Genomic DNA, 16,685 nt, shown 5'->3' with positions numbered 1-16,685 from the left:
GCATGCACCACCCCAACAATCATCAGGAAAACCCTTCAATTCGCTGGGAATATGCCTCCGTAGTCGGCATTCTGGCCATTTGGGTTGGCATGTTGTCGCTAAAAATTGGTGTTGGCCTTATTGCCGGCCTGGCCATCTATGCGTTGACCCGTTTTACACGCCGTGGTTTTGTGCGGCTGCTACAGCCTCACATCAACAAATTCAACGGCCCCTTCATGCGCGGCCTGTTTGGCTGGATGCCCACTTTTTTAACCACGGCCGTTGTGGCGGCTGCAGTCGTGTTGCTGGGCATTGGTTTAAACAGTGGTTTCCGTTTTGTGGTGCAAACCATGGCCCAGCAGGGCCCGCAATTGGTTGAAGAAGCACTGCGCAACTTGAATTCGGTCACCGCAAGCTTGCCGCAAACGATTAAAGAACACATTCCCGGCAAACCCAGCGATCTGTACAAGATGATCACCAAGGAAGAAGGCGATGTGGTGGGCTACATCCGCAGCTTTGGCGGCGCAAGCTTCTTCATCTTTTTGCAGTTTGTGTTTGCATTAATTTTGGGTGTTTCTGCTGCGCTGATGGTGCCTGCCCCAGTGAACACGGGCCCAAGCAAGCCACTGGCCGATGCTTGGCTACAATCTCTTGAAAAATATGTACGCTGCTTTACCCTGTTGATGGGTGCACAAGTGTACGTCAGCATCTGGAACACCTTTTGCACTGCCGTGTTCATTTACGGCATATTGCCTGCCTTCGACGTGGTGCTGCCGTTCCGTGAACTGCTTCTTATGTTCACTGCGGTGGCCAGCCTTATTCCTGCTGCTGGCAATATTATGGCCAACACCCTTATTCTGGTGCTCACCATTCGTTATGGTGTTTTTGTGGCCATGGGGTCTGTGCTGTACCTGTTCATTATTCACAAGCTTGAATACTTCGTGAATGGCTACATCATTGGCCGCAACGTGCGCGCCAGCGTGCCTGAAATGCTGATCGCCATTATTCTGGGCGAAGTGGCGTTTGGCTTGCCCGGGCTAATTACAGCGCCTGTTACCTACGCATTCTTGAAAATGCACTGGCAACGGTGGGGTTGGGTTTGAACGCATTGGCCCGAATAAACCCCGCCTGGTTTCTGGCGGGTGCGGCGTTTTTTTTGCCGATCAAGCCCGCGCCGGTGAATTTGTTGTTGGCGCTTACTTTGCTTTTTGTATTCGTAAACTCAAAAACACGAAGCCGGCTGACTGAGCTGTTCAAACATCCTGTCACCATCACGGCCTATGCGCTGGTGGCATGGTTGCTCTTTACACTTGTATTTGAAACAAGCGACTTCAATTCTGCGGGCGACTACCTCAGCAAGTATCTTCGACTTCTGTTATTGCCAATACTGGCTGCTGCATTTCTGAATCGGCAAGACTGCTTTAATGTTTTTGATGCTTTCTGCGTGGGTGTTTTTGTCAGTGTACTCGGTAGTTTCGCGGTTGCTATGGGCTTGTTTCCCTCGCCAGAAGGTTCTGAATCTCCGCTACTGTTCAAGCTTCACATCACACACAACTTTTTTATTGCTTTGGCCACGGGCTACGTGGGGTATCGCCTTCATTCCGAATGGCACAACTGCAGCTTGGCAAGCAAGGTTTTGGTTTTCATCGCATTAACACTTGCGTTAATCAATTTTTTCTTTATGGTCGAGGGGCGTTCTGGTTGGGTCGCTATGGCGGTATTGCCCGTTGTAATTGCCTATGAACGAATCGGCTTTAAAGGCTCATTGGCCGCAGCAGTTGCTGTAATTCTTGTCTTGCTGGCCTTGTATTTCGGCTCAGACTTTTTCACCACTCGAGTCAATGCAGTGTTCATAGAAGTGCAGCAGTGGATCGACGGGCAAACCATTGCACAAGAAACCAGCAATGGCAGAAGGCTCAGCTTTTGGCTTCACTCCGTTGAAGCATTTGTGCAAGCACCCTGGTTTGGGTATGGCATGGGCGGGTTTGAGGCCGCAGTAACACCGCATGCGCAAGCCGCAGGGTTTATGTTCGCGTTCAATAATCCGCACAACCAATATTTACTGTTGGCAGTTCAAGGCGGAACGGCGGCCTTGTTGCTGTATGCAATTTTCATCGCTGCGGTTTTGTATCGAAACGATTCGCAGCATCCGCTGTTACTCCATGGTTTCTTGTTGGCTTACGTGCTTCTCAATTTATTGAATTCGTTTCACTACGATTTCGCTGAGGGTGTATTTTTTGTAGTTGGGTTGGCAGCGTTGGCTTTTCGTGCAGAACAATCATGAGCAATCAACGCTCTGTTTTATTTCTTAGTCAGTGGTTTCCACCAGAACACGCACCGATGGGCTACATGCTCAAGGAACTTGCTGAAAACCTGGCAGCCCAAGAATGGGAGGTAGAGGTAGTTACCGGCTTTCCGAATCACCCCAGTGGAAAAGTAAAAGCGCCCTATGTAAAGCAACGAATTTTGCGTGAAACCCAGGGTTCAATCCGCATCACACGTCTATGGCTTTACACCTCGGAAACACGCAGCTTCCTGAGTCGAGCGCTGAATTTTTTAAGCTTCGTTCTCAGTAGTTTCTTTTACTTGCTAACTTGCAAAAAGCCAGATTTGGTCTTTGCCGTCTTACAACCGTTGCCCCTGGGGGCAACGCTCACCCTGCTTGCCAAATTACGGGGATTTAAACTCATCTTTAATGTTCAGGATTTGCATCCCGATGTACTTGTTGATCTGGGCTTGATCAAGAACAAGTCAGCTATTCGCGTCTTGAAGTGGATTGAAAAAACAGCGTATAAAAATGCAGACGGTTTGGCTGTAATTTGCCAAGGGTTTAAAAGCCATGTGGAACAACATGGGGCGAACAAGGCAATCGCAGTAATTCCCAACTGGATCGATATTGAAGAAATAAAGCCCCAGCCAGAGAAAGGGCGCATCATTCTTGAAATGGCCAATATACCGGTCGGCGCCCCTGTTGTTTTATATGCGGGAACCATTGGTCATGTGTCGGGTGCACAGGTGGTTGTACATGCTGCCCAGCTTGCTTTAGAAAATGCCTCAACCAAAACAATTCATTGGCTTTTTGTAGGGGAGGGCCCCTTGTTAGCTGAATTGCAGCAGATGGCAGCGGGTTTGCCCAACGTACATTTTTTGCCGTTTCAGGCACGCGAAATGCTGCCAGCTGTTCAAAATTGTGCAACGTTGTCGATGGTTAGCCTGTTACCGGGCAAAGGTACTTTCTCTGTACCCAGCAAAGTGCTGGGCTACATGGCAGCGGCCAAGCCAGTTGTGGCCAGTGTAGATATACACAGTGAAACGGGTCGCCTTGTGCAGCAAGCCGAGTGCGGCGTTGTGGTTGAACCCGGTAACGCAGAGGCTCTGTTACAGGCTGTTGAACAATTGCTTTTTCAGCAACAAAGCACCAAACACCTTGGCGAAAATGGGCGTCAGTTTCTTGAGCAGCGATACAGTCGCACGCAAGTATGTGCGCAGTACGCCAGGTTTTTCCAGCAAACCCTTGGTGGGGCAAGGTCGTGAAGCAATGCCAGCCCATTCAGATTCGCGCAGCGCAGGCCAGCGATATCCCACAAATGGTGCAGGTGCATCTTCAAGCGTTTCCAGGGTTTTTTCTCTCGCTGATGGGGCCTCGTTTTTTGAATCTTTTGTACAGCGGATTTTTAAACCATCCCACCGGTATTTCATTGGTGGCATTTACGCAGGGAAAGCCTTCGGAAGTGATTGGCTTTGTAGTGGGTACCACGCAACCACAAGGATTCTTCTCGCAATTGCTCAAGCAGCGCTGGTTTGCATTTGGGCTGGCCTCACTGTGGCCTTTGCTTCGAAGGCCCAGCCTGGTAATTGTCAAGCTATGGTCCGCCTTGTTTTATCGGGGCGAATCACTGCCTGATCAACCCAATGCGGCCTTGCTCAGCAGTCTAGGCGTGTTGCCTGCCATGCAGGGCCAGCGCACAGGGCAGCAGCTTGTCTCCGCATTTCTGGCGCATGCACAAACGGCTGGTGCTAGCGCGGTTTACCTTACAACCGACCAAAGTAACAACATCAAGGCCAATCACTTTTACACACAGCTTGGTTTTAAGCTCGCTGGTACCTGTAAGCGTCCTCATGGCCGTATACTCAATCGATATTTGATCGAATTAGACGTATGAGCATACAACCTTTTTTGCCCTTTGCTTTGCCTGAAATTGGTGAAGAAGAAATACAGGAAGTGGCCAACTGCCTGCGCTCAGGCTGGTTGACCACGGGCCCTAAAACCCGCCAGTTTGAAACTGATTTTGAAGCCATGCTCAATGCCGCCGGTGGCGGAGTGGCACAGGGTAATCAACCCGTGCAGGCCATCGCCGTGAACTCGGCCACAGCGGGTTTGCATTTGGCGCTCGAAGCCATCGGTATCGGCCCAGGCGACGAGGTGATCGTGCCCACCCACACTTTCACTGCAACAGCCGAGGTGGTGCGTTACCTGGGTGCCGACCCCGTGTTCGTTGATGTATTGCCCGGCAGCCTGAATATCAACCCTGCCCTGGTTCGCGCTGCAATCACCTCCAGAACGAAGGCCATCATGCCCGTTCACTTTGCAGGTTTGGCCGCAGACATGGCTGAAATCATTGCAATTGCCAAGCAACACGGTTTGAAAGTGGTTGAAGATGCAGCGCATGCCTTACCTTGCACGGTAAATGGAATAGCGGTGGGTAATTTGCAAACCGACGCGGCAGTATTCAGCTTTTATGCCAACAAAACCATTACCACCGGTGAAGGTGGCATGGTGGTGTCTCGTAACCCCGAGCTGATCAAGCGTTGCAAAACCATGCGCCTACATGGCATTAATCGAGATGTGTTTGATCGATTCACATCCAAGGCGCCCAGTTGGTATTACGAAGTGGTTGCCCCTGGTTTTAAATACAATCTTACGGATTTGGCCTCTGCCATCGGTATTCACCAGCTTAAAAAAGCCGAGTTGTTTCGGGCCAAGCGCCAAGCGATTGTTGATCAATACAATGCTGCTTTTGAAAACTTACCGGTTATATTGCCTCAAGGTGCGGTCGCCGATGGTCTGCATTCATGGCACCTGTATGTGCTGCGTTTAAGCGATGCATGCCTGCTTTCTCGCGATCAATTCGTTGAAGCCCTGTATGCCCAAGGAATTGGTTGCAGCGTGCATTACATACCTTTGCACCTGCAGCCTTATTGGCAAGACACCTATAAACTCAGCAAGAATAGTTTTCCGGTTAGTCAAAAAGCCTACGAGCGCATGGTGTCCATTCCCTTGTATTCAAAGATGACCCAAGCTGAAGTTGATCGCGTTGTTTCAGCCGTTCAACAAACATTGGCTTGATTTCACGTGCTTAAACGAACATTCGACCTGGTGCTTTCGTTCGCTGGCTTGCTGTTGCTTAGCCCAATGTTGGTACTTGTCGCCTTGTTAATCAAACGCGATTCGCCGGGCCCCGTGTTTTTCCGGCAAGAACGCATTGGCCTGCACGGCACCCCATTTCGAATTCACAAATTCAGAACGATGACGGTGGCCCAGCCCGGCAACGCCATGCAAATTACTGTGGGTCAAGACGCAAGAATCACAAAAATAGGGGCTTTTTTACGGCATTACAAAATTGATGAGTTGCCCCAGCTTATTGATGTGCTTCAAGGCACGATGAGCTTGGTGGGCCCCCGCCCAGAAGTGCCCAAATACGTGGCCATGTACCCAGAGCCCACCAAGAGTATTGTGCTTTCGGTGCGGCCGGGAATCACCGATTTAGCGAGCATTGAATACCGCAGTGAAAGCGAGTTGCTCGGCAAAAGCAGCAACCCCGAGCAAACCTATATCGAAGAGGTGATGCCCGCCAAGCTGGCCTATTGCGTGCGCTATGTGCAGCAACAAAGCCTTTGGCTTGATATTCAAATCATTGCACGTACTTTTTTCGCTGTATTGAAGTAGCCGCTCAGGCCTTGGGAAGGCCAGCCTTGGCCAAAGCATCGAAAGTTTCGCTTTCCGGTTGGTAACCATCTACCAGGCGTAGCAACAGATTCTTCAACTCGGGTACATCTCTTGATTGCAAAATTTCTTGTAGCGCCTGCACTTCTTGTTCAAGTTCGTCATCGGCAATGGATTTTTCATTGGCTTTCATAATACGGGGGTGCTCCGTGGGTTTTGGGTCATTGCCAATCAACAGCTCTTCGTAAAGCTTCTCGCCGGGGCGCAGGCCTGTCACCTTGATTTCAATCTCTCCGTTGGGTTGGTCAAGCTCTTTCACGGTGTAGCCAGCCAAAGTAATCATGCGTTTGGCCAAATCAATAATTCGAATGGGCTCACCCATGTCCAGCACAAAAACATCGCCGCCTTTGGCCATGGCCCCTGCCTGAATTACCAACTGTGCCGCTTCAGGAATGGTCATGAAAAACCGCGTTACTTCCGGGTCGGTGATGGTTACCGGCCCAAGCTTGGCGATTTGTTGACGAAACAGCGGCACCACCGACCCGCTCGAGCCAAGCACATTGCCAAACCGAACCATGCTGAATCGAGTTTTAACGCCCGGTTTAGCCGCCAAGGCTTGCAGGGCCAGTTCGGCCAAACGCTTGCTGGCACCCATAATATTGGTGGGGCGCACTGCCTTGTCGGTGCTGATCAGCACGAAATCTTCCACCCCGATTTCCTCTGCCACCTGCGCGGTTAATCGAGTGCCCAAAAAGTTGTTCCGAATACCTTCAAACGGGTTTAGCTCAACCAAAGGCACATGTTTGTAAGCGGCAGCGTGGTAAACCGTATTGGGTTTAATCGCCCTGAATACTTCGCGCAACCGGTGCGCGTCTCGCACGTCGCCAAGTACTGGGGACAACTGCACCTCGCGGTAGAATGAGTTTACTTTCTGCTGAAGCTCGTGGTGCAGCGCGTAGAGTGCAAACTCATTGTTCTCAAAAAGCACCAAACGGGCAGGGCGAGTAGCCAAAATTTGCCGACACAATTCAGCACCAATGCTTCCCCCGGCGCCAGTCACCAAAACCACTTTCTGGTGGTTCTTCAGGTTCAGCAATTCCACATTCGCGGGCACGTGGTCGCGGCCCAGCAGGTCGTCAATGTCCAGTTCGCGAATTGAAGAATGCTCGCTGTCCAAGGTAAGCCCAGCTGTTTGAATGTGCACCGGCAGGCCCTTGCATTCCTCAATAATTTGCCGGCGAGCCCCCTGTGCACCACTACCCAGGGCAATCACCAGGTCGGAGACCTCATAGTTTTCGATCACCGACCGCAGTTCGTTCATTGCAAACACACGGTGGCCAGTCATGTTGCGCCCAACCAATTGCTGGTCATCACTAACAAAGCCGATTTGAATGTACGCAGGCGAACCTCTTAGGGCATTGGCCAGTTGTACGGCTTCCTCGCCCGCTCCAACGATCAGTAGTCTGCGTCGGAGCAGTCTTAGTCGTGGATCGATATTGCTGGATAGTAGCCAAAACCGTGCAAACATTCTCACGCCCACAATAAATGCACTCAGCATGAAAGGCTGAAGAACACCAATGGACCGGGGATTGGGCGGAATATAGAACGCGAGCACCACAGCGGTGTATATGGCCGCATACACGGCCACGGCCTTTAATATTTGCTTGATGGCGGCCAGGTCGGTATAGCGGAATATGGCACGGTACAGGCCAAAATAAATAAATACGGGCAAGGCCAGCAGTGGGCCGAACCAATATGGAATCCATTCATTCCCTTGGGGAACATGCATGCCGTCGATACGAAGGCTGAACGCAAGCCAGGTGGCAACAATACCCAAGGCAAGATCAACGGTCATTACGACAGCTTGTTTCAGCCAGCGTGGCAAACCAATAAGGTGCTCAGATTTCAATGTTTAAGATGAGGTAAAGGCACTGGGTTCTTAAGATGGTGGACGTAACGGAGTCGAAAGCGGTTTCAGATAACCCACGGGTTAGCAGCACGGAATCTACTGGCCTGATAAAATCCAATATTACACGAGCATTGCGCCCAAGTCGTCAAGGAACAAATCAAGATATGACAAAGAAAGTAGCGTTAGTACTCGGGGTCACTGGACAAGACGGGGCCTACCTCGCCGAGTTTTTACTTAAAAAAAACTATCATGTTATTGGAACATCCAGGGATGCCCATGCGAATAACACCACTAACCTCAAGAATCTAGGAATCCATCACGACATCCAGATGGAATCCTTAGCGCTGTTGGATTTTCGTAGTGTTGTTGAACTACTGCGGTCGGAAAAACCGGTGGAGGTTTACCATTTGGCCGGACAAACGTCCGTGGGATTATCGTTCGATCAACCAATTGAAACTTTTGAAAGTGTATCGATAAGTACCCTATCTCTTCTCGAGGCTATTCGACTTACTGATCTACCAATTCGATTTTATAGCGCTGGCTCGGGCGAGGTCTTCGGCGACACTCTTGACAAGCCAGCCAACGAGGAATCTCGATTTAAGCCCCGAAGTCCCTACGGCATTGCAAAGGCTTCTGCATTTTGGTGTGTTGCCAACTACCGGGAGGCGTATAAAATGCACGCCAGTACAGGAATCTTATTTAATCATGAGTCTCCTTTTAGACCCGGTCGATTTGTGACACAAAAGATCATTCATGGTGCTTGCAAATGCGCCCGAACTGGCAAGGGAAGGCTTAAGCTTGGAAACCTTGACATTGCCAGAGACTGGGGGTGGGCACCAGAATATGTAGAGGCAATGTGGAAAATGTTGCAACTTGACGAAGCTCAAGATTTTGTAATCGCCACAGGTAAAACTGTAACCTTAGAGAAATTTATAGATATTGCTTTCAGTCAGTTCGATCTGAACTGGAAAGACTGGGTCGATCTTGACCCAAAATTCTCGCGACCCACCGACATCAAATTTGGTAGTGCGGACCCCCGCAAGGCGGAAAGATTGTTGGATTGGAAAGCCAGGTTACATGTTGAACAAGTGATTGATTTAATGACCAAAGCAGCGCTTGAACAAACGGACTGTCGATGATTCATTTCGATGGCATTGTCTATGCCCTTCAGGCCTACGGTGGCATATCTGTTTATTTCAATGCCTTGTGCACTGAGTTTTCAAGAAGGGGGCTAGAAATCGGCCTATATCTGCCTGCGGGAAACTTAATGGGCAAGCCCCCCTCTTCTGTAGAAACTAAACTTGTAAATTCGACAAATAGACTGCTTGAGCGTTATCGAGATTATGAATGCGATGCGCCGGTAGGACATAGTAGTTACTACCGGTTACCATCAAGCGGTGCAAAATCAGTAGTTACTGTGTACGACTTTACTTATGAACGTTATTTCAAAACTCGTCAGAAAATACTGCACTGTTGGCAAAAGAACAGAGCAATTCGCCAGGCTGATGCTGTAATTTGTATCAGTGAAAGCACACGTAACGATCTTTTTAAATTTCTCCCTGATGTGCCTCGGAACAAAGTACACGTGGTACACCTGGGCATAAACAGCGCATTTCTGCAGGGTTATACCCATAGCCCAACATTTGTTAGCCCAACTAGTCAACCTTATTTTCTATACGTTGGTGCACGCAGTACCTACAAGAATTTTTTGCCAGTATTGGCTGCACTAAAAGACCGGACCGAGCACTTGATCTGTGTTGGTGGTGGGCCCATCACTGAACAAGAAGAATCATATTTAGACAAGAGTTTAAAAGGTCGAGTGCATCATTTAACCTGGGCAAATGATGAAGATCTAGCCATACTATATCGACATTCTCTAGGTTTGGTCTTCCCCTCACTATACGAAGGCTTTGGAATTCCTGTTGCGGAGGCTATGGCTTGTGGGTGTCCTGTAATCGCATCAAACACCTCTTCAGTACCTGAAGTGGCCGGCCAAGCGGCTTACCTGCTTGACTCTGTAACTGCTGATACTTTGGGCGTTGCGTTTGACGCAATTCAGGAACGCCCTCGTAGGGCCGAAATGATTGCGCTTGGAATTGACAGAGCAGCTTTCTTTTCGTGGCAGAACTGCTGTAATGCAACACATGAAATATATGATCTTTTGACGACGCGGCGAGCGTAAGCTGCGGGCAAATCTTTTAAATTTAATTCAAACTGTTTACGTTGGTATTTAATGACATCTTCAGCCGATACCTGTTCCGAAAATCAATTTTGTAGACTTTGTGGCGGGCCCACGACACAAAGCTTTACCGCCACGATTTTGCTCAAAAGGCGCATCGCCTACTTTAAGTGTCAACATTGCGAAAGTTTGCAGAGTCAGTTACCCGACTGGTTGGATGAAGCATACGGTACAAATCTCGCAGATATTGACACGGGTGCAGCCCAAAGAAACTGGAATAATCTCGCCATCGTCTTTCATGTTTGTAAGCTTTTTGATCTTGTAAATGTCTTGGATTATGGTGCGGGCGATGGTTTGCTATGTCGCTTGCTTCGGGACTATGGAATCAATGCGTTCGGTTTCGATAAACATGCGAAGCTGACCTACGCCAAGGGTTTCGAAGCGGATGATTTAACACAGCCTGAAATAATTGTCGCATTTGAAGTATTGGAGCACTTCGATCAACCATCGAGTCAGTTAGGTGAGTTGTTCGAGCGGTCAGCTCGGTTGGTATTGGTATCAACTGAGCTTTATGCGGGCCAAGGGGCCGACTGGCGCTACTTAATGCCCACCAGTGGTCAACACGTATTTTTTTACAGCCGCAAAGCTCTTGAAGATTTTGCGCGCTTTAAAGGGTATACAGCTCATTTCTATGGGCAATACACCTTGTTTACCCAGAACAACTTCTATCTTGACAAGGCAGTTTCCGGTTATAGATCTTTAATGCTGAGTTTGCTGCTAAATCGTTATGGTCTTCAGCTTTTTAGATTGCTGATGGTGGCGCGTCGACCTACTGGAGTAGAAGCTGATTTTCAGCGGCTGATCTCTCAGATTCAAAGCAAGCCAAAGCGCAAAGAATGAACGTGAGAATTCGCCAATGGTTTACCCTTTTGTTGGGGCGGCCCGAACGTGGTTTATCTGACAGTGAACTTAAATCTCTCGAGCGAAATCGAGTTGTAGTGCTCACTGCCATGGCTTCAGCTTTCAACAAAGGCGTTACCATGCTCACAGTTATCGCCGCAATTTCTTGGACCCTTCCGTATCTTGGTGAAACTTTGACCGGTGCTTGGCTGATCATCATCAGTCTTTTTGCCGTGTTGGCTTTCATGGATTTGGGTTTGGGAAATGCCATGACAAATTACGCATCGAACGGACTGATCGCTGGACCGCATACTCTACAACGAGAAGTCTCGGTGGGCATCGTTTTGCTACTTATCCTTGGAGTTGTGCTCACGGTTTGCGCGTTATTGTTGATTGAATACGTATCGTGGCAACCCTTGTTTAAAATTCCGCCGACAGAGTTAGCTGTTGTTGACACCGAGATCAGCAATGCGCTAACACTATTTGCTTCTCTATTTGGCTTACATCTGCTGACCAACGGAGTTATCCGAACTATGGTGGGAATGCAGCAAGCCCATATCGTGTATCTGTTTCAGACATTTATGGGGGTTTTAGGCCTTGCGCTACTTTTTTTCCTCACAGAAGTAAACTCAGGACTGACTACCTTGTTAGCCTGTATCATGGCCCCACAAATTGTTACTGGCTTTGTATTCTTACTTAAATTAATACGCACGGACGTATTTAATTTTCGTACGGGTATTATTAACTTGCCGCTTCATTGGAGAACCTTCCTAAGTCTTGGGGGCTCATTTTTTGTGCTGCAAATTTGCGCAACCCTGGGTTGGGGTGCAGATGCGTTAATCATTTCCAGTACCTTGGGTACGGCTGCAGTAACGCCCTTCATAATTTGTCAAAGGATATTTCAATTTGCAAGTCAGCCGGTTTCCATCCTTGTCACGCCGCTTTGGCCGGCTTATGCCAATGCAGCTGCCGGTGGCGATAAGGCGTATATTCGGAAAATGCTTTTGTTAAGCATGGCTTGTGCAGCTTTTGTTGGGGGAGTTCTTATTCTGGCCATTATTTTCTTGGCCCCCGCCTTGATTGACTTGCTGGTTGACGATCACGTCAGCGTACCACTCAAATTAATTGCTATTTATGGTGGCTGGGTATTCTTGGAAATCTTGGGTGCGACTTTTGCAATGTTTCTAAATGGTATGGGTATTGTGCGGCTTCAAGCCGTGATCGCTTTACTGTATGTTGCCGTGTCGCTTCCGCTCAAGTTTTGGGCTGTACAACACGGTGGGATTGAATCGTTGATCCTCACTGGAATTGTTTGCTATTTCGCCTTGGTTGTGTTGCCCTACACATTTTTTGTGTTGAGAAACCAAAGTTTTCGAATGTTTTTTTCTACCAAATCATGAGTCGGCAACAGCTTCTTGTATGCAGTCATTCACAACTTGAAATCTTGTGTGGTCTCGCATGAAAAGAATTTTTGTAGATTGTTCATTCCTGGTCCAACATCCGCATATCCGTACGGGTATTCAAAGAGTTGTTCGCCGCTTGGTTGAGGAAATTCCTCGCCAACTAGAGGGTCGGTCCATTCAGATGATTTTGGTCCGGCTTGACACAGGTCGTGTGGTTGTCGTCCATCCTGAGTCCCTGCGCCTCAAAGAATTTCATAACCGGTGGTTTGCTAAGTTCATAACAAGCGAAACTTGTCAGCTCGTCTTGCGCGCTTCCAAAGTGTATCTCTGGGGTGTGGCGAATGCCTTGTTAAACTTGGCGCTAATGATTCTTCCAACACACCGCAGTCGGCAACTATTGCTAAGCGGGCTTAGAAAATCTCGTAGTGTTTTCCGGTCTATCTCTAGAATGTTTTCGTTGACGGGTGGTATCAACCCAACTCAGCACCCTGTTGTCGAACCTGCCGACCTTATTTTCAACTCAGACGACTGTTTGCTGATGCTCGACGCCTCTTGGCATATTTCGGCCGACACAGCGATTCAAAAATTTAAGCGAGCCCAGGCAAAGGTCGTTTACGTGGTCTATGACCTTATTCCCATTCTTCATCCTGAGTTTTTTGAACATAGGTTTGCGCTCACTTTCAAAAACTGGATGTACAACACCAGCCGATACGCCGACGGATATCTTTGCATTTCCAATGCTGTCAAGAATGATTTGGGTCGCTACATGCAAAGTCACTTTCAGAATCGCGCAAACACATTCACCTATGGAAGTTTCCCGCTGGGTTGCGACTTTGGTATCAGTGCCAGTCAGCGTGCGTACCCAGTTGAATCAGGCGTCGTTCCCCCCAGCATCGCTGTATTGTTTAGATCGGCACCTACCTTTTTAATGGTTTCGACGATCGAGCCCCGAAAGAATCACACTATGGTATTGGATGCTTTCGAAAAGTTGTGGAGTCTTGGGCATGAAGTGAATTTAATCGTATTGGGTAAAGTTGGCTGGAATGTGCAAGGCTTAATGTTGCGTATAAACTGCCACCCGCAGTTGGGAAAACATTTATTTGTTGTTCACGATGCCTCTGACGAATTACTCAAATACTGCTATGCGAGTTCTACAGCGCTGGTATTTGCTTCCCACATGGAGGGGTTTGGTTTACCGATTGTAGAAGCATTGGCGCACGGATTGCCAGTCATCGCCAGCGATATACCCTGTCACCGAGAGGTGGGTGGTGATCTAATCACCTATTTCGATTTGTCTGATGGCCAGTCATTGGTCAGCGGACTAATCGACTTAAAGACTCAAAGCGAAATAATCAAGACATCGCTGCGCGCCAAGGTTGCCGGGGCGGGGGTGGTTGTGCCCTGGAGCGAGAGCGCCAAAAGGGCTCTCGCTTTCTGCGATACTGTAATGGAATCCAAAGCCTGCGGTCAAACCACTAGTCAATGATTTGCTCAACTGTGGGTGGCGCGAGTAGATCTGGTTTGTCTTCCAGACGGTAAACAACCTCATTGCCTTCCTTGATTTCCTTCTTTAATACTTTGTCAGGTTCTGCACTTGGAGTAACGGGTTCATCTTGATCAAATTCCAGCAATTCGAACTGCTGCAAGTTTGGCGATTGCATGTTAATCAAGTCTGGCCGCTCGAATACAACCACTTCGGCCTGCACAGCCAGCAAATCGCTTATTTCTTTGATACGGCTTACGTTCAATTGCCCGCTAACAGAGCTTACCTCTACTAATGACATCAGCGTTTCATAGCGAACCCTGGACAAGTCTTTCTGGGTACTAAATAGCAGCCGTTGTGCTTCAAGCACATCGGAAAGTGTTCGAATACCCAGTGTCTGTCCCAGCTCAGCAGCTTTTAAAGACTCTTGGCTTGATTCAACTGCTTTTTTGAACGCGTTTATTTTAATCTGGCTGGTGTTGAACTTACTGTATGACTCTTGTAGCTTGTAAGCATTTTCCTGAACTTGCGCCTGCCAAGCTACATTTGCTCTTTCTAAATTTGCGGTTGCCTTATCTACGCTTGCATCGATACCAAATCCAGAAAAAATGGGCACTTGCATTTGTAGTGCGTAGGTAGTTTGATCATTGCGTTGACCAATCGTGGTCACAGTATCCGATTCACTCTGTGCGGCACGAACCACAAAATCAACTCGAGGCAAATGCCCCGCATTTTGCTTGGCTACCTCTTGCTCCGCTATTCGAATTTCGTATAACGCACTAATTACGCTAGGGCTGTTTAACATCATCCGCGATTTAAGCTTCTCGAATGGAAGTGGCGGTGTTAATTGGCTCAAATCCAATTCAACTGGAAACAATACTTTGTTACTTTTAATACCGGTGATGTTTTCTAATGCTCGCAGGCTTAAGCTCAAAGATTCTTTGGCTTCTAGTAATCGGGCATTCGCAAGGTCCAGCTGAGCCCTCGATTCCGCCTGATCTGTTCGCGACGCTTCCCCAGCCACAATACTGGCGTTCACTAATGAAAGTCTCTCTTTCAACGCTTTTGATTCACTTTCAGCCAAACGGACTTGGTCTATTGCGCTAAGAATACCCATGTAGGCGGTGGTCACTCTCAATGACAGTTGTGCAAGTGCTTCAGCTTCTTGGGCAATCGTTTGCTTGGAAATCAGATCCCCTTGTATGAAACGAGCACGCCCATCTGCATTAAAAAGTGGCTGTTGAAGTGTTATCGCGTTATTTGAAACATCGTAATCAATAATATCGGTAGCAGGGTTGGGGCTGTTCAGCAAACGGCGTTCGGTTTCCGCTTTCCCTTCGTAAATAGAAGCAGAAATCTGCGGCAATAAAGAAGCTCGTCCTATTCGCCTTTCAGCTTCACCTGCTTTTCTATTTGCTTGACTGGCACGATAACTCGGGTCGTGTTTTATCGAATTTTCTAGTGCTTCAAGTAGCGTTTGAGATTTTACGGGTTGGGCAAATACCATTAGCAAGGCAAGCAGCAACGACGGTTTCAATTCCATGTCCAGTATGCTCACAGTTCGGTTCAATGTTCGGTGAATGAGGTACCCACTCTGTCCATCAAGGGTTTGAACAGATAATTCATTAAAGTCCTTTCGCCGGTATTGATAAATACCTCCGACATCATTCCTGGCTGAATTCCAAAATCGGGAGCTTTGCTCAAGCTTTCATCTGTCAGTAAAATTCTTACCGAGTAGTAAGGTACTCCGGTCCGTTCGTCGACCAAGCTGTCAGCTGAAATGCTCTTCAATGCACCTTCAAGTTCAGGTGTTTTTGTAGCGCTGATGCCAGAAAACTTGATGGAAACAGGCATGCCCGTGGCTACTTTGTCGACCAGGTTTAAGTCTAGCCTGCCGTCAATTTCAAGTCGTCCTTCGCTGGGTGCAATGTCCATCAACTTTTCTCCAGGTCCAATAACACCACCCTCGGTAAACACTTTCAAGCCAACCACATAGCCTGAAACAGGGCTTTTGATTACGCTATTCTGCTCGTCAAATTCCACCGACTTCAGTTGCTCGTCCAGCTCAGCGGATTGGTTCTGAATCTCCGTCAGTTGGGTTTGGCTTTCCGACAAATAGGCCGAGCGTACTTGTAGCAAACGTTGACGGGCCTCAGCCAGCTGTCCGCTCAGTTGGGCCATACGGCCCGTTTCCTGCGCCAGGCTGATGCCCAGTGAGCTACGTTCGCTTTCGGCTTCAATCAAGCGATTGCGTGGCAGATAGCCTTGTTCGGCCATTTCACGCAGACCGTTCAATCTGTCGTCTGAAAGAGCAATCCTCTGTCTACTCGCGTTTATGCTTTCTCTAACGCTACGCAATGCCGATTCAAGCGCACTAATATTTTCGGTCAATCCTGCAATTTCGGCAGCATAGGTCGATGCTCTGCTGTTAAATAACTCGTTTTGTAGCAGCACAGCACCCTGCACCCGCGTATCGTCTGCATTCGCCGCGAACCATGCTGGATACTCAATCAATTCTTTATTCTGAATCTCTGCAAGTAAACGCGCTTGCGTGGCTTTGATCGAAATCCATCGGCTGCGTACCTGTTCCAATTCAGCCTCGGTGCGGGTAGGGTTCATACGAATCAGTACATCGCCTTCTTTTACCTTTTGCCCGTCGGTCACCAAAATTTCCTCAATAATTCCGCCACGAAAATGCTGAATTGTTTTACGGCTTCCCTCAATCGTAACCTGGCCTTGCAGTAGGGCACCTTGATCCAGCGGAGCAAAAAACGCCCACACCATGAATCCTACAAAACCTACTAGAAAAAAAATCCAGCCTAGTTTGCTTTTCGCACGGTCATCAGTGTCTACGAATTCGACGTCTTGAATGTTTGTATTGCTCATAC

14 protein-coding genes are annotated in these 16,685 nt (G+C 48.4%); 11 read left to right on the top strand and 3 right to left on the bottom strand.

Going from position 1 to position 16,685, the window contains the following annotated elements; genetic code table 11:
- Positions 1 to 2: 2 nt before the first annotated feature.
- Genes NSP04_RS01140 through NSP04_RS01115 form a run of 6 tightly spaced genes read left to right on the top strand, consistent with a single transcriptional unit; the run spans position 3 to position 5,926 of the window.
- Positions 3 to 1,082 carry an AI-2E family transporter gene (locus tag NSP04_RS01140; RefSeq protein ID WP_257510498.1) on the top strand — a complete coding sequence of 360 codons (1,080 nt, stop codon included), beginning with the start codon at positions 3 to 5 and terminating at the stop codon, positions 1,080 to 1,082.
- Positions 1,079 to 2,263, top strand: coding sequence for an O-antigen ligase family protein (locus tag NSP04_RS01135; protein ID WP_257510497.1), 1,185 nt, complete (start codon positions 1,079 to 1,081; stop codon positions 2,261 to 2,263). The genes NSP04_RS01140 and NSP04_RS01135 overlap by 4 nt, the downstream gene beginning before the upstream one ends.
- Positions 2,260 to 3,513, top strand: coding sequence for a glycosyltransferase family 4 protein (locus tag NSP04_RS01130; RefSeq protein ID WP_257510496.1), 1,254 nt, complete (start codon positions 2,260 to 2,262; stop codon positions 3,511 to 3,513). Before NSP04_RS01135 ends, NSP04_RS01130 begins: the two co-directional genes overlap by 4 nt.
- Positions 3,510 to 4,142, top strand: coding sequence for a GNAT family N-acetyltransferase (locus NSP04_RS01125; RefSeq protein WP_257510495.1), 633 nt, complete (start codon positions 3,510 to 3,512; stop codon positions 4,140 to 4,142). The genes NSP04_RS01130 and NSP04_RS01125 overlap by 4 nt, the downstream gene beginning before the upstream one ends.
- Positions 4,139 to 5,326, top strand: a complete 1,188-nt coding sequence (locus tag NSP04_RS01120; protein ID WP_306815186.1) for a DegT/DnrJ/EryC1/StrS family aminotransferase — start codon at positions 4,139 to 4,141, stop codon at positions 5,324 to 5,326. The genes NSP04_RS01125 and NSP04_RS01120 overlap by 4 nt, the downstream gene beginning before the upstream one ends.
- A gap of 6 nt (positions 5,327 to 5,332) precedes the next feature.
- Positions 5,333 to 5,926: a sugar transferase gene (locus NSP04_RS01115; protein ID WP_257510494.1), complete on the top strand. Its 594-nt coding sequence runs from the start codon at positions 5,333 to 5,335 to the stop codon at positions 5,924 to 5,926.
- A gap of 4 nt (positions 5,927 to 5,930) precedes the next feature.
- Here the strand turns inward: NSP04_RS01115 and NSP04_RS01110 are convergent, their stop codons facing one another.
- On the bottom strand, positions 5,931 to 7,778 hold the full coding sequence (locus NSP04_RS01110) for a polysaccharide biosynthesis protein (RefSeq protein ID WP_257510493.1): 1,848 nt from the start codon (positions 7,776 to 7,778) through the stop codon (positions 5,931 to 5,933).
- Positions 7,779 to 7,996: 218 nt separating this feature from the next.
- Here NSP04_RS01110 and NSP04_RS01105 point away from each other — a divergent pair, with 218 nt between their 5' ends.
- The 5 genes from NSP04_RS01105 to NSP04_RS01085 are packed head-to-tail and all read left to right on the top strand — an operon-like array spanning position 7,997 to position 13,800.
- Entirely contained in the window at positions 7,997 to 8,971 is a 975-nt protein-coding gene (locus NSP04_RS01105; protein ID WP_257510492.1) for a GDP-mannose 4,6-dehydratase, read from the top strand.
- On the top strand, positions 8,968 to 10,014 hold the full coding sequence (locus tag NSP04_RS01100) for a glycosyltransferase family 4 protein (RefSeq protein ID WP_257510491.1): 1,047 nt from the start codon (positions 8,968 to 8,970) through the stop codon (positions 10,012 to 10,014). Before NSP04_RS01105 ends, NSP04_RS01100 begins: the two co-directional genes overlap by 4 nt.
- A 51-nt stretch (positions 10,015 to 10,065) precedes the next feature.
- A complete protein-coding gene (locus NSP04_RS01095) occupies positions 10,066 to 10,911 on the top strand; it encodes a class I SAM-dependent methyltransferase (RefSeq protein WP_257510490.1) in 846 nt (281 codons plus the stop codon).
- Complete coding sequence (locus NSP04_RS01090; protein ID WP_257510489.1) at positions 10,908 to 12,311, top strand: MATE family efflux transporter; 1,404 nt, start codon at positions 10,908 to 10,910, stop codon at positions 12,309 to 12,311. Before NSP04_RS01095 ends, NSP04_RS01090 begins: the two co-directional genes overlap by 4 nt.
- Positions 12,312 to 12,369: 58 nt before the next feature.
- Positions 12,370 to 13,800: a glycosyltransferase family 4 protein gene (locus NSP04_RS01085; RefSeq protein ID WP_257510488.1), complete on the top strand. Its 1,431-nt coding sequence runs from the start codon at positions 12,370 to 12,372 to the stop codon at positions 13,798 to 13,800.
- Here the strand turns inward: NSP04_RS01085 and NSP04_RS01080 are convergent.
- Positions 13,790 to 15,340, bottom strand: a complete 1,551-nt coding sequence (locus tag NSP04_RS01080) for a TolC family protein (RefSeq protein WP_257510487.1) — start codon at positions 15,338 to 15,340, stop codon at positions 13,790 to 13,792. The two genes, NSP04_RS01085 and NSP04_RS01080, sit on opposite strands and share 11 nt — an antisense overlap.
- Before the next feature lie 23 nt (positions 15,341 to 15,363).
- Positions 15,364 to 16,683 (bottom strand): HlyD family type I secretion periplasmic adaptor subunit, encoded by a 1,320-nt coding sequence (locus tag NSP04_RS01075; protein WP_257510486.1) that lies wholly within the window; start codon positions 16,681 to 16,683, stop codon positions 15,364 to 15,366.
- Positions 16,684 to 16,685 lie beyond the last annotated feature (2 nt).

This window comes from Limnobacter parvus, from assembly GCF_024623725.1.
GTDB classification, from domain to species: Bacteria; Pseudomonadota; Gammaproteobacteria; order Burkholderiales; family Burkholderiaceae_B; genus Limnobacter; species Limnobacter parvus.
This window is presented reverse-complemented; position numbering and strand designations above follow the sequence as displayed.

Excerpts from the sequence above, each read along its gene's own strand:
- NSP04_RS01140 (WP_257510498.1), top strand. The coding sequence starts at position 3 with ATGCACCACCCCAACAATCATCAGGAAAACCCTTCAATTCGCTGGGAA.
- NSP04_RS01130 (WP_257510496.1), top strand. The coding sequence starts at position 2,260 with ATGAGCAATCAACGCTCTGTTTTATTTCTTAGTCAGTGGTTTCCACCA.
- NSP04_RS01120 (WP_306815186.1), top strand. The coding sequence starts at position 4,139 with ATGAGCATACAACCTTTTTTGCCCTTTGCTTTGCCTGAAATTGGTGAA.
- NSP04_RS01110 (WP_257510493.1), bottom strand. The coding sequence starts at position 7,778 with ATGACCGTTGATCTTGCCTTGGGTATTGTTGCCACCTGGCTTGCGTTC.
- NSP04_RS01105 (WP_257510492.1), top strand. The coding sequence starts at position 7,997 with ATGACAAAGAAAGTAGCGTTAGTACTCGGGGTCACTGGACAAGACGGG.
- NSP04_RS01100 (WP_257510491.1), top strand. The coding sequence starts at position 8,968 with ATGATTCATTTCGATGGCATTGTCTATGCCCTTCAGGCCTACGGTGGC.
- NSP04_RS01095 (WP_257510490.1), top strand. The coding sequence starts at position 10,066 with ATGACATCTTCAGCCGATACCTGTTCCGAAAATCAATTTTGTAGACTT.
- NSP04_RS01090 (WP_257510489.1), top strand. The coding sequence starts at position 10,908 with ATGAACGTGAGAATTCGCCAATGGTTTACCCTTTTGTTGGGGCGGCCC.
- NSP04_RS01085 (WP_257510488.1), top strand. The coding sequence starts at position 12,370 with ATGAAAAGAATTTTTGTAGATTGTTCATTCCTGGTCCAACATCCGCAT.
- NSP04_RS01080 (WP_257510487.1), bottom strand. The coding sequence starts at position 15,340 with ATGGAATTGAAACCGTCGTTGCTGCTTGCCTTGCTAATGGTATTTGCC.
- NSP04_RS01075 (WP_257510486.1), bottom strand. The coding sequence starts at position 16,683 with ATGAGCAATACAAACATTCAAGACGTCGAATTCGTAGACACTGATGAC.